General features: G+C 43.9%; 8 protein-coding genes and 1 pseudogene. 5 read left to right on the forward strand and 4 right to left on the reverse strand.

The window, feature by feature from the left end; translation table 11 throughout:
• Positions 1 to 126: 126 nt before the first annotated feature.
• Positions 127 to 880: pseudogene (locus K6Y31_RS12455) on the forward strand (IS110 family RNA-guided transposase); the annotation flags it as partial.
• A 28-nt stretch (positions 881 to 908) separates the two neighbouring features.
• On the opposite strand, the gene K6Y31_RS12460 reads toward K6Y31_RS12455, so the two are convergent.
• Positions 909 to 1,466, reverse strand: a complete 558-nt coding sequence (locus K6Y31_RS12460) for a metal-dependent hydrolase (protein WP_233053144.1) — start codon at positions 1,464 to 1,466, stop codon at positions 909 to 911.
• 100 nt (positions 1,467 to 1,566) lie between these two features.
• The gene (locus tag K6Y31_RS12465; protein WP_233053145.1) at positions 1,567 to 2,805 is read right to left on the reverse strand and encodes a hypothetical protein; all 1,239 of its coding nucleotides are present in this window, start codon (positions 2,803 to 2,805) and stop codon (positions 1,567 to 1,569) included.
• 485 nt (positions 2,806 to 3,290) lie between these two features.
• Here K6Y31_RS12465 and K6Y31_RS12470 point away from each other — a divergent pair, with 485 nt between their 5' ends.
• The 4 genes from K6Y31_RS12470 to K6Y31_RS12485 are packed head-to-tail and all read left to right on the forward strand — an operon-like array spanning position 3,291 to position 9,493.
• Complete coding sequence (locus tag K6Y31_RS12470; RefSeq protein ID WP_233053146.1) at positions 3,291 to 4,169, forward strand: ABC transporter six-transmembrane domain-containing protein; 879 nt, start codon at positions 3,291 to 3,293, stop codon at positions 4,167 to 4,169.
• On the forward strand, positions 4,166 to 5,341 hold the full coding sequence (locus K6Y31_RS12475) for an efflux RND transporter periplasmic adaptor subunit (RefSeq protein WP_233053147.1): 1,176 nt from the start codon (positions 4,166 to 4,168) through the stop codon (positions 5,339 to 5,341). The genes K6Y31_RS12470 and K6Y31_RS12475 overlap by 4 nt, the downstream gene beginning before the upstream one ends.
• Entirely contained in the window at positions 5,338 to 8,442 is a 3,105-nt protein-coding gene (locus K6Y31_RS12480) for an efflux RND transporter permease subunit (RefSeq protein WP_233053148.1), read from the forward strand. Before K6Y31_RS12475 ends, K6Y31_RS12480 begins: the two co-directional genes overlap by 4 nt.
• 1 nt (position 8,443) lies before the next feature.
• Positions 8,444 to 9,493: a helix-turn-helix transcriptional regulator gene (locus K6Y31_RS12485; protein ID WP_233053149.1), complete on the forward strand. Its 1,050-nt coding sequence runs from the start codon at positions 8,444 to 8,446 to the stop codon at positions 9,491 to 9,493.
• A 53-nt stretch (positions 9,494 to 9,546) separates the two neighbouring features.
• On the opposite strand, the gene K6Y31_RS12490 is transcribed toward K6Y31_RS12485, so the two are convergent.
• Both K6Y31_RS12490 and K6Y31_RS12495 read right to left on the reverse strand, forming a co-directional pair.
• A complete protein-coding gene (locus K6Y31_RS12490; RefSeq protein WP_233053150.1) occupies positions 9,547 to 11,718 on the reverse strand; it encodes an exonuclease domain-containing protein in 2,172 nt (723 codons plus the stop codon).
• Positions 11,719 to 11,830: 112 nt separating this feature from the next.
• Entirely contained in the window at positions 11,831 to 12,706 is an 876-nt protein-coding gene (locus tag K6Y31_RS12495; RefSeq protein ID WP_233053151.1) for a hypothetical protein, read from the reverse strand.
• Positions 12,707 to 13,035 lie beyond the last annotated feature (329 nt).

Below are 13,035 nucleotides of genomic sequence, written 5' to 3' on the forward strand. Positions count from 1 at the left end.
AGACATGCTGGAGTTTGGCGAGCAGCGATTTATTACAGGGATGCAAGATTACCAACGACGGCTACTGCAACGACTTGGCGAGATGTACGAATTATTTTATTCCTAAATTGGCTGCGGAATGTCGGATTTATTGTGGCTTGCGCCGAAGCCCATTTACCGTTTGTTATCGCCAACCCCATTCACATTAAACGCTTTGCAGGCGCCATTGGCCAAAAAGCAAAAACTGACAAACTAGACGCTCAACTCATTGCGCATTATGGTGAGGCCATTCAACCAGCACTATCAACCTTAAAGCCCGCCGTTATGCAGTCTATGAGCGATTTGGTCGCAAGAAGAAATCAACTACTGGTGATGCAGACCATGGAGAAAAACCGTCTTCAAATTCTCCCCAAAGCGCTCGCTGTGACCATCAAACCCATCTTAACCGTGTTCAAAAGTCAAATTGCAAAGATAGAGGCCAACATAGTAAAACTCATTGAGTCTTGCCCAGAATATCAGGCCAAAAACACCATCCTGCAAAGCATGAAAGGCATTGGTAAAATTGCCGCGGCATCCATAATCAGCAACCTGCCAGAGCTAGGCTATATCAGCAACAAAGAAGCCAGTTCATTAGTCGGGGTCGCACCAATGAATAAGGAAAGTGGTCGCTGATAAAGGACAACGAAAAATCCAGGGAGGAAGACATCAAGTTCGAACCGTTTTATACATGGCAATGATGTCTGCTATTCAATCAAACCCAGTTTTTAAAGCAACGTACCAACGCCTTGTGGCGGCCGGAAAACCGAAGAAAGTAGCCATCATCGCTTGTATCAGGAAGATGGTTGTCACGCTCAATTCGATGTTAAGAGACGGTGTTATGTGGGAAGCGCCAAAAGTTTAAAAATAACGATTGACGCCATAGTCTCTTGTTAGGTATTTCTGTGAATATATTTAAAATACATTTTAAAAAACTCATCGTTTACCCTGCTACTAAAAACTTCCAAAAATGTAATTTTTTTAGTTACAGCATAATAACCGCAACCCGCTAATAAACACAACATAACAACTTGATTTTGCCATGCATTTAATTCCCATTGTCCATCCCATGTGATAAAAAACTCTGCATTTAATGGATACAAATAATAAATTGGCCACTGATAACCATCAGCGCTTTTAGAACCAATGACATCAAATAGGATATGTATATGAACCAATATAAACGACAAAACAAAAACAGCACATTTTTGCGTTTTAGCAATAAGCATTGCTAAAACCGAAATAATTAAAGCTGAAAAGAATGAATGCCCTAAATAATGGTGGTATTGAAAATATAAGTCTGTTGTTCCTGAAATTTCATCAATAACTATTCCAATACCATCTATGTCTGGAGCAATTCCAGATATAGATACAATAGCTCTTTCCCTTCTATTCTTGAGAATTTCAGCAGTACTAAGCCAACTAAAAAGTAAATGAGTGCCTGGAGACATAATTAATACCTAACGCCCCAATCAGAGGCAAAAAATAGTTGGTTAAAATTAGCGACGCAGGAGCAAAACCAACTATTTTTTGTCCTACTGAATTGGCTTGTTAAGCGGCTTTTTGGTGAATTAAATAGTAATAATTAAACAAGCACTTGATTAACTGATGCATGCGATGCATTTCCCTGTAAGAAATCAATATATTTCTCATAAAATCAAGAAAGTAGATTTCCTCTGCTTTTTCTTGCTTTATACCTTCCTTTTTAGGGAAATATGTAATTAATTGAATAATTTCGTTGTACTCAACTTTTACATGTGCAATTGAGTTTCGCAACTGATTATTCACCGAGCCGTCAGCGATACTGTACCAACAATCATCTAAATGGCTTACTTTAAATCCATATGGTAAATCAGCGTATGCATGAAGTGTTTTCGGGGTTGTTTTCCCAATATCTTTAAACTTATTAAAATCACCGCGATGAATTAGATTATTTAGCCCTGCAACTAGAACCAATTGGCGTGACATTACTTCAGATATATCTTTGTAAAGATCTTTATAAGTTTGAAAGTCGTGTGCTGACACTCTAAATGCTACTAACTCTTCTTCATAGTTATCATCAAAATCTAGAAATAGTGCAGGACGGAATGCAAGTTCACCAGCAAGTATCTGAGGGTAAATATCAAGGCAGTCTTTCTGCATGTTATGTAAAAAGCCAGTATCAAAAATCTCACTCATGTATGTGTTAAAGCTATCTTTGTTTTTGCTTAAAGCATCGTGAATAGCTTTCATATGCAATTTTACAGAGTCTGCATTTTCATCTGGCATTGAGAAAGGGAAAAAGACTTTTGCGATAACACAATAAAGTGCAAGGTTTAAATCTTGCGGTTTCTCAGAACGCAGTTTTTCACCAAATTTTGTTTCACATAGCTGACCGAATAGTTTTGTGTTTTTAGAATAAAGACGGAGAATACGTTTAAAGTCATCTAACTTTGGGTAAAGCAAGTTTAGAGCATTTAATCTTGTATTATGAATATGAAAATTCTCATGACCTATTCTTGCGTGAGCCATCATAAAGGGTGTGTGACCCATTTTGTACTCGCCAAATTTAACTGGGAAGTCCAAATGTAAATCAATGAATGGGTTTTCATTTGTAAAAGGGCCTTCAAAGTGGATAGATTTAGCACCTTTATATTTAAAGCCTTTTCCCAAATTTAACTCAATGGATATACCTTCCCCACAGGTTGGGCATGCAAAACTAATTGGTTGAACATCCCTATTAGACATCCCAATACGGCAATCAATATTTTCTTTGCAAGTATTACATTCTAATCTTTGATTAAAATTCATGGGTAGATTCAAACTCCCTTTTGCCGCTTAACAGCGTTTTATACGGAATGCCGTATAGATCCCGCACGCTACCGCACGAAAATCGTCATTCCGCATAAAATAAATTAATAATATTCAGCCAGTTAAATGCTCTTTTGTTAACCGTAACAAGCAACACAGGGGTAAACAAAGCGAGCCTTGTATTTACCGAGACCAAATTTGGCCCCCGTAAAGGATTTGGCTGATTCATTTTGTGATTATATATCAAAGCTTTAGATATAAGGTGTGAACAAAGCGAGACTTTTACAATTTATTTACCGCGCCAAAACTTGGCAAAATCAGCCAAACTCCATTACACCTGCATAAATAAACAGCAGGTATAAAAGTGCAGGTACTGCCTATCCATTATGCCGCTAGGCTTAAACATACAGCAATTTGGGACACTTTTTCTCGTTGCAATCCTGTCACCATGCTCTGAATTCGCTAATTATTAATAAGCAAACCTGATGCATGAAGTTAAACCTTTTACGATTAAAGCATTACTTGGCGCTAATAAGCTTTTAATAGGCTTCACTTGGGCTTTGGTGTTACTCGAAAATGCGTTGATCGTGTTGATCCCCTTGTTCATCGGCTACGCCATCGATGGCTTATTACAAGGCGACTTTCATGACTTTTATGTTCTGAGCGCCATCTTGGTACTGATTGTCGCGTTGGTGGTAGCAAGGCGTATTTACGATACCCGAGCCTTTGGCACGATCCGCGTTAATCTTGGCTTGTCCGTTGCCGAAAAATTAGCACACTTGCCCATTAGTACTCGCAATGCACGACTTGATATGTCACGAGAGTTAGTGGATTTTCTAGAAAACGATATTCCACCGCTAATGACCGCAATTATCCAACTGGTAGCTGCATTAGTTATTTTAACGAGTGCTCATCTTGGCTTAGGACTCTCTGCCATCGTTGCCGGCATACTAATCATTGCAGCTTACGGCGCCGCCCATAGCCAATTTGTTACCACAAATGCGGCGCTCAATAATTGCAAAGAGCAACAAGTTGATGTGCTAGAGCAAGGGGTCAGTCGCTCTATTCACGCTTATTTGCAAAAGATAAATCTGAAAGAGATCAAACTATCTGATACTGAAGCCATCGTATTTGGTTTGATTTTCTTACTGCTCTTTATCTTTGTCTTGTTCAACCTTTGGCTCGCTACTCACAGCCTAACCCTGACGCCGGGCAGTATTTTCACCATTGTGAGCTACTCGCTGGAGTTCCTAGACGCCGCGATTTTGCTGCCCATTACCTTACAAACTTGGTCGCGCTTAAGCGAAATAATACAACGCCTTAACACCCCTGCCCCAATCAAAGTAAACGGAGAGATACAATGAAAAAAAGCAAACTAATGCCCTTGATTGGATCTGTGCTGCTGTTGTGTGCTGCTATCTCAGGCGTCGTATTACTTGAGCCTCTTCCGGCTGAGCCCAGCGCCAGTGTTGAGTCAGATTTACCAGTCTCGGTGATCCAAGTAACGCCGACACCTCACCAGCCCAAACTCTCATTAACTGGTCATACTTCGGCGCGCTGGCAAACCCAATTAAAAACGCAAACCAGTGCGCAAGTAATACGCTTAGATGCCGCTCTTGAGCCAGGTACATTAGTCAAAAAAGGGCAAATTCTGGCTGAGCTTGACACCTTGCAACTTGAGTCTGAACGCGCCAATGCCCTAAGTGAAATCAAACAAGCTGAGTTACTGCTGCAACAACAGCAACATGAACAAACTGTTGCGCTGAAAATGCTAGCCGGTAAACGCAGCTCTGAGTTTGCCCGAAAAATACCGCAAATCGCCGCGGCCAAAGCTCAATTAACGCAGGCGAAACAACTTCTTAATACAATTGAAAAAAAAATACGTGACAGCCAAATTCGCGCCCCTTTTGATGCCATCATCCTGCATCGATTTATTAGTCCAAAGCAGTTTGTAGAAATGGGGGAGCCGTTATTTGAACTCGCCGCCAGTGATAGTCTAGATGTTGTGTTGCCCGTGGCTGAGCAACATTGGCAACTAATTCATGCCAGTTTAGAGCAACCTAAAATTGAGGTGTTCGACCGTCAGAATCAACAGTGGCCGGCCAAAGTACGATTTATCGCGCCACAAGTTGACCAAACCACCAAGCAGCGGCAAGTGGTATTAGCGATAAATAAACCTTTTCAGCAATCATCGCGTTTACTGCCAAATCAACCTGTCACCATTGAAGTTACCTTACCTGCTTTCCCGCTGGCTACCAAGCTACCTATCAGTGCGCTGACACCAGATGGATTGATCTGGCAGATTAATAAAAACAATACTTTACAACAAACTGACGTGCGAATTTTGGAAACAACCCCTGATCATGTTTGGGTAACTTTTCCGTCAAATGACCAACAGCAAAATGCGAAAACGATCGCCGTATACCCACTTACGTCAATGCTAGAGGGGGTAAAAGTAAAGCCTATTCCTTTTGCAGATCCAACAACAACCGCCGCTAAAGTTCATTTTCTGACAACACTGGGAGCACAACGATGAAATGGTTAACCCATTGGTTTATTCACAACCCTGTTGCGGCTAATTTACTGATGCTAGCCATGATCGCCAGCGGATTGCTCAGCTTATCGCAACTGCGGGTGGAATCCTTTCCACAAATCGCGCCCTCAAGTTTAACCATTACCATTGCCTACCCCGGCGGCACCGCACAACAGATTGATGCCAGTGTAACCCAGCGAATTGAAGACGCCCTTGGCGATGTAGCAGGGATCAAACGATTAGTTAGCCAATCTTCAGCGGGTATGGCGCAAATTCGCGTGCAAAAAAAATCCAACGCTGACTTAGGGAAGTTACTTGAGGATGTACGTAACCGAGTTAATAGCATTGTCGGATTGCCCACTCAGGCCGAACGACCTCAGATAACACGTGAAGACTTCACCAATTTAGCCGCCTTTGTCATTATTTCATCCAAGCAAACCGCTCAAAATTTGCAATCCATTGCACGCCAAGTGGCTCTGGCATTGAAACAACATCCCGACATTACCAAGGTGACTAATTTAGGTGAGCGTGCTCCGCTAATCGTCATTGAGCCCAATATTACGCAGCTTCAAATGGTGGGCCTTAACATTGAATCTTTAGCCCAGCGCATTGAACAAATGTCTATAGAAACCCGCAGTGGTGAGTTAAAAAGTGCGCAAGGCCGGATCACCTTACGGGGCGATGGCTACGCCGATAATCTCACCCTATTAAAGCAACTTGATATTATCGCGGAGCCCTCAGGCATCATCAAACTAGATGATATCGCCACTATCTACCGCGACTATGAAGCGACCGGAGCCATCGTACGCAATAATGGCGAAAGTGCCATTGCGCTGCAAATTAATACCAGTCAAAACGATAACTTACTTCACATTAGTCAAGCCATCAGTTCTGTGCTCAAAGAGCAACAAGCCTTGTTACCCGCTGATATTTCCCTAGCGGTAATGGCGGATATGGCACCTTATATTGAAGACCAACTCAACCGACTAACGAACAATGCTTGGCAGGGGCTATTAATAGTATTGGTGATTTTAGGCCTGTTTTTACGCCTTAGATTGGCCATGTGGGTGGCTTTAGGGATCCCAATTGCCCTTTGTGGCACCTTAGGAATGATGAACGTACTTAACTACAGCATTAACGACATCACTTTATTTGGCATTATTTTAGTGTTGGGTATTTTGGTCGACGATGCCGTGGTAGTTGGCGAAAGCATTCATGAAACCCGTTTAACCAACCCAGATCCAAAACAGGCAGCATTTAAGGGAGTGGAATCAGTAGCGGTCGCGACTGTGTTCGGGGTGCTCACCACCGTGGCTGCCTTTTCTCCGATGCTTTGGATCAATAACGAGTTAGCCAAATTGTTAGCTAGTTTTTCAGCCGTGGTGATTATTGCACTGTTATTTTCACTCATTGAAAGTAAATTTATCTTACCATCACACCTTGCCGCCATGCCCACTCAAAGTAAGCCATGGCCAATTGTGGCTAAGCTACAAGCATCGGCGCAATCTGCCCTGCAGCGCTTTAACAATCAATGTTATGCACCCTTACTGCGCTATGCTATCCGCCATAAAGCCGCTTGTTTAATCAGCTTTTTTGCTTGCGTGCTGCTAGCGTATGGTCTGTGGTCGACCGGCTTTATTCGCAGCTCTGCGTTTCCCGAGATCCCCGGCCGCTATCTCAGCGCAACCATCACCTTAACGCCTGGCGCGCCATTGCCGCTGCAGCAACAAGCCCAAATGCAATTAGAGCAAGGGGCCAATAGACTCAATCAACAGCTGCAACATGACTACCCATTGAGTGCTCCACCCATCACTAACTTATTGGTATGGTCAACCGGTTATGGCGAAATAGAAGCCACGGTTGAACTCACTAACGAAGCCTTAACCGTGTTGCCCAACAACCTAGCACTGAATCAATGGCAACAATACAGCGGCCAATTTGAAGGTGCATATGCGGTCTCATTTTCAGCAGCGGACGCCCCTGCGGGCGGCACTTTTATCAGTATTTCTTCTGCAGATCATGCCCTTGCGATGCAAGCCAGCAACCAACTGACCAAACATTTAAGCACTTTATCCGGTGTACATGATGTGTATGATGACGGCCAAGGCGGCCAACAACAAATACGCATTACCCTTAATGAATTTGGTCATCAACTGGGATTAACACAACAGCAAATTGCACTGATGATTGGCGGCGCTTATGGTGAACGTGAAATTCATCGCTTATTGCAACAGGGCCAAGAAACCAAAGTGATATTACGCTATCAGGCCAAGCAGAAAGCCACTCAACAACAACTACTGCAAACCCCTATCTTCTTATCTAGCGGCAAGACGGTAATGCTAGGAGATGTGGCTAATTTAAGCTTCGAGCGGCAACCTGAAGTGGTTCATCGCCGCGACCGCCAGCAAGTGGTGAACTTATACTGGCGACAAGATCGCGCAGTGCAATCACCAGAGCAAACGCTGCAACAGCTCAAGCCTCTAATGGAAGATCTAGCAACGCGCTACCCCGGCGTTCAGATTCAATCAGGGGGTGAATTTGAAGAGTTAGGCGAAATACAAGCTGGGTTTAAAACAGCGATGATCTTAACCTTATTGCTTATCTACGCCTTGCTTGCTGTGCCACTCAAATCTTACTGGCAGCCGTTAATTATTATGGCAGTGATCCCTTTTGGTTTTGCTGGGGCTATTATTGGTCATGGCGTAATGGACTTACCCGTCAGCATTTTATCTCTGTTCGGCATGATGGCAATGACAGGTATCGTGATCAACGACTCGCTGGTATTAATGACACGATTTAACCAATATTATCGCGCCGGGATGCCATTGAATGAAGCCTTAATAAAAGCAGGGACTAGCCGTCTTAGGGCAATCTTTTTGACCACCATGACCACGGTATGTGGTTTATTACCGCTGTTGTTTGAAAGCGCAGAGCAAGCGCAATATTTAAAACCAGCAGCAGTCTCCTTGGTGTTTGGTGAATTGTTCGCCACTGGTATCACCCTAATCATTATTCCGGTGTTGCTTGGACTTTTTACCTCAACAGAGCAGCACCTAATAACAAGTGAACCAATGAATGTATCGTTAGAACAGGCAGGTAGTTAAAATGCAAACCACATCGGCTATGATTGAACCATGGCAATCGACAAAATTAAACCTGATGACAACTAACTTGAAGAATACCGAACGCCCAGAGTCTGTGCCTAGCAAGCCTTTTATTCTTGTGCCTGAAATGGCGCTATTGGAGCAGTTGCCGCCTCATTTACAGGCTCGGTTTGAAAAAGCGTTACAACTAATGCATCAGACCTTATTTGAAGGCCTAACTTGGCAACAAGTGGCCAAACGCTGCGCTATTTCCCCTTCACATTTTCATCGCCAATTCACCCAAGTTTGGCATGAAACACCGGGACAATACCTCAACCGCATTCGGCTACAAATAGCCGTGTATGAACTATTTGAGTTACACCAATACAACATCACTGACATCGCCCATCGTTGTGGCTATTCCTCTTCTCAAGCACTCGCTAAAGCCCTAAAACGAGAGCTTAATATGAGCGCCAAGGCGCTGCGAGAGATGGCGTACAATGCCACGCCGGAGCAAACAGCACAGCTACTGGAAAAAATCGCGCATCCTACACGTCCAGTACTCAATGCCAAGCCTAAAGCGAGTATCTCCCCCGCACCTCAAGCCATTTGTGCAAATAACCACAACAGTCACACCCTAGAGCAACAACTAGCGCAAGATTTACCTTGCCAACTTATTTGGTATCCTGAACGCAGGCTTAGCGTAACTAAACAAGATAACTTCAGCTGGGATCGAGAGTTTGTTACTAAAGGTAATAAAACCAAAGGCTTATTCGCACTATCACCAGTCAACCAACTGGAGCGCCCATGGCATGAAATGGAAGTTTGGCTCGGCACTGAAAATACAAATAGCGAAGCCAACCTATTGCTGCCTGCAGGTAATTATTTATGCACTGAGGTTTACCTCGTGTCGGATATTGGCTACATCGCCGCTTGGCAAGGATTGCTCGATTATGCAGAGCGCCATCAGCATCAAATCGACCAGACAGGCTACAGTGTCGAGCAAATACGTGATCTGGAGCTAACATTAACCGGCGGCGCAACGTTCGCGATGCAGGTTCCAATACTGTGACTGGCTCCCAAGCTTATCAAGTGGAGCAATATTCCCCCTACTGACTTCTTATGCTATTGCGCCGAGTGCGCTAAACGCAAAGCATTAATCATGATAAACAGATCTGCCGTGGCGTTAGCATCATTTAATGCACGGTGATGGCCATTAAGGGTGATGCCTACATCTGCGCAAAGTTTACCTAATGAATAAGAGTCGTGACCAGGCAGCCACTTTCTGGCTAACACAACGGTACACAACTTAGCGCGGCGATAACTTAAGCCACAACGCGCAAATTCCGCCTTGATCATGCCCATATCAAAATTCACATTATGGGCGACAAAAATCGCGCCTTGGCTAAAAGCATCAATCTTTTCTGCTAGCTGCGCAAAAACAGGCGCATCGCGCACCATTTGATTATTAATGCCCGTTAGCGCGGTAATTTGCCTTGAAATATGTTTATTCGGGTTCACTAAACTCGACCATTGATCTACCACCTCTCCTGCCACAACCTTAACCAAGGCAATCTCGGTGATCCTGTCATATTCTTTTTGCCCGCCGGTGGTCTCTACATCAACAATTACATACGGCTGCGCGGGATCAAGCTGCCACGCCACTTGCTGAATAGACACATCAAATCCTGCGCTTAGCAACTGATTCATGGTCACTATTTGATTGCGGCGCAAGCTGTCACCGGGCGCTTTAACCTCAACGCAAAACAACTTGCCATCGCGCACGCCAATCAAGTCAGGGTAACCATCTTTTAAGCCGCGATAATTTTTACTCATGGCGCGCAGATGCTTGCGCAGCGCATCCATTGGGCTATGGCGAACCAGTAAACAAAGCTGATCATAGAGATGGTCATACCACGCCATAAAACAATTTGGCTCGCCATAATGGGCGGTTATTTGCTGCAACAGCCACGCTAGCATCGCCTGCGCATCAGTAAAGTGTTGCAGCCGCGTTTCTACCTCAGCGGCAAAAGTGTCGTAGAAATTATTTTCTTTAATGGATTTCGGGCGCAGCGCAAATTCGTTACTGAGTTGGTTTTTGTCACTTTGATAAAGCTCAGGCCAAAAGCTAAGGCAAAACAGCGCGCGCCAAATGCCATTTTCACTGTGAATAGCCGTGATACCATGGCGCTGGTAATAATCAATCAAACCTTGCTCTGGCGCGCCAACAAACGCTTCATCCAGTGGAATAGCAGTCCCTGAGTTACGTAGCATCTCGGTCAGTAATGACGTGCGCTGGGAGCCAAACTTTAAACGCGAAAAATCCTGCGCAAACAGCAATAAAGATTCATCTGCCGAAGCCTCAAGAATGGCGTTTAATTTGGCTTGGCAAAGGGTCAATTCGCCCTCGGCGTACAAGGCGCGAATATGCTTTTCCTGCGCTTTAGGATGATCGCTTTGTGCCAGCAACGTCATTGCTATATCGGGCGCATGGGTCAAGCAGTGATGCGCCAGCTTATAGCTTAATAAGTTATATTTTTCTTGGCCGTATCGCCCAACCGGCTCGACCTTTGCAGGTGTTAATAGCGCTTGTGCGAGGGCGGTTTTTTCCTCATCACTCATCACCTTTAACTGGTGCAGCCACTGACTGTAGTGAAACGCACTTTGCGCTTCTTCTAATTCATCAAAGTGCGCATTTAATTGGCTAGCGGCTGCGCGGCTACTGTTGCCATTGGTTTTTAATATGCCGAGATCGCGCATCGAAAATTGCGCTAAGGTGCCGCCAAGGTGGGCAAAGTACAGATATAAAAAATAGTCAAAGGTGTCTTTAAAAACAGACTGCACATAGGCTTGATAAGTGGGATCGCTAGTAGGTTTAATGGCGCAACTTTGCTTAAGCGCACAGTCAATCCACGCCTGTTTTTTGGCTGAGTTCGCCGGCATATCTACCACGCCCGCTTGAGCGCATACGTCTTGCAGCTGCGCTTTGGTCAGCTCAGGCAATAATTGACTGGCGGGTAATTGCGCCGCCGACGTGATCAACTGATGTTGCTCAAGCTCCGCTAATGCGGCAGTGATATCCAAAATTTCAGCGTAGTTTAAGCGCGCCGGCGCAACAAAGTTACTTTTGCGATTGATAATGCGGATCAACAAGCATAACGCAGCCTCACTCAAGCGCTGCACAAGCGCATACTGGCGCAGCTGCTCTGTGTTAAGTAAGTGCAAGCTAGTGGCATCAATAAACGCCACCAGCTCGTAAAAATGGGCTAAATAATACTTTTCTGGAAGTGTTTTCATTACGCTTGTGCACTGTATATAGATACAATACATAGTATGCCAAGCGCAAGGGGGTGTCTAGGGATTGGTGAGCTCCAAACCAGCGCGCTTTCACCAATAGTCATAAATACACTTAATCCGATAGTGAACGAGACGTTTGTTTGTCGGCGCTCATCAGGTCAATGGCTTTTACTGCAATTCCTGCTCCTGGGAGCAATGTACTGGCCACTTCACCACCAATTTCAAACAGCATTTCTCGCGTAAGTACACGGTTGATCTTATCTTTATACCATTCACCGTTTTCAATAACTTCACCCGTCAAGCCGTCTACTTCAATCACCCCCTTCTTATCGGCGGTTGTCCAAATATATTCGAAAGCAAACACCGGCCTGAAGAAAAGGTGCGCGCGCTCAATACTTAAGGTATCAAAAAGGATTGTGTGAGCATTAATTGCTTCGCTGTGAAGATTTGCCGTTGCTTGCTGCAAAACGGAAACCAATGGAACTTGTGGTATCAGCGCGTCTTCGTTACAAACCTCTGCGACTTCGGTAAATTTATAACGATTAATATAAGATTCTAAAACTATTGGCTTTATATCTCTTTGTAAGCCATCAATAAACGCTGTGTAGTCAATTTTACGGTGACATTTTTCGCTGACTTGTAATTCAATTTTAGCCCTATTTTGCTGACGACTCACTTCAAACAGTTTACCGTCAATTTCAATGGACTGAGCATAAGGGTTATTCACCGGCACGGGGTAAGTGAGTTCACAAGTATAATCAACTTCACGACGCGCATTAATGTGCCACATGGGCTCAAAGCGTAATGCCTCTTTCGCTAATAGTACCGTTTCTGGTCTTGGCCGTTTAAGAGGATTCAGTTTAGCTATGATGCCAAATGCACTCAGTTTCTTTTTTTCAGCTTGCTCTTGTGCTGCGCGATAAGGGTAAACCTCATCAAACATATAGATTTTGTTCGCGGTACTATTCAGCTCAACGCGTGTTTGCATCAGGAATTCCTTTTATATGCATAGAGATGCAAATGAAGACAACATCATTCGACGTTACTAACTTAACTTTCAATCAAAACCCTCTTTATGACGTTCTTCGTCATCGGTCTCTGAAACAAGTCGCCCTTATAACAGTCGCTATTCTTGGCTGTTTTCGACCAACGGCTTGTTTAAGTGAAAAAGCTTTAGAGGGCGTCTCTTATTGCCAATTTTCCATTAAAAAATATGTGACATAATTTATTGATAAAATAGTTTATCTCAGCACTTTATATCATTCATCTCGGATTGATGTTTTTGTGACAAAACATCACAAAGACAATAAAAAAACC

The sequence above is a fragment of the Motilimonas cestriensis genome (assembly GCF_021295315.1).
Taxonomy (GTDB): domain Bacteria; phylum Pseudomonadota; class Gammaproteobacteria; order Enterobacterales; family CBDFNC01; genus Motilimonas; species Motilimonas cestriensis.

Excerpts from the sequence above, each read along its gene's own strand:
- K6Y31_RS12480 (WP_233053148.1), top strand. The coding sequence starts at position 5,338 with ATGAAATGGTTAACCCATTGGTTTATTCACAACCCTGTTGCGGCTAAT.
- K6Y31_RS12470 (WP_233053146.1), top strand. The coding sequence starts at position 3,291 with ATGCATGAAGTTAAACCTTTTACGATTAAAGCATTACTTGGCGCTAAT.
- K6Y31_RS12465 (WP_233053145.1), bottom strand. The coding sequence starts at position 2,805 with ATGAATTTTAATCAAAGATTAGAATGTAATACTTGCAAAGAAAATATT.
- K6Y31_RS12490 (WP_233053150.1), bottom strand. The coding sequence starts at position 11,718 with ATGAAAACACTTCCAGAAAAGTATTATTTAGCCCATTTTTACGAGCTG.
- K6Y31_RS12460 (WP_233053144.1), bottom strand. The coding sequence starts at position 1,466 with ATGTCTCCAGGCACTCATTTACTTTTTAGTTGGCTTAGTACTGCTGAA.
- K6Y31_RS12485 (WP_233053149.1), top strand. The coding sequence starts at position 8,444 with ATGCAAACCACATCGGCTATGATTGAACCATGGCAATCGACAAAATTA.
- K6Y31_RS12495 (WP_233053151.1), bottom strand. The coding sequence starts at position 12,706 with ATGCAAACACGCGTTGAGCTGAATAGTACCGCGAACAAAATCTATATG.
- K6Y31_RS12475 (WP_233053147.1), top strand. The coding sequence starts at position 4,166 with ATGAAAAAAAGCAAACTAATGCCCTTGATTGGATCTGTGCTGCTGTTG.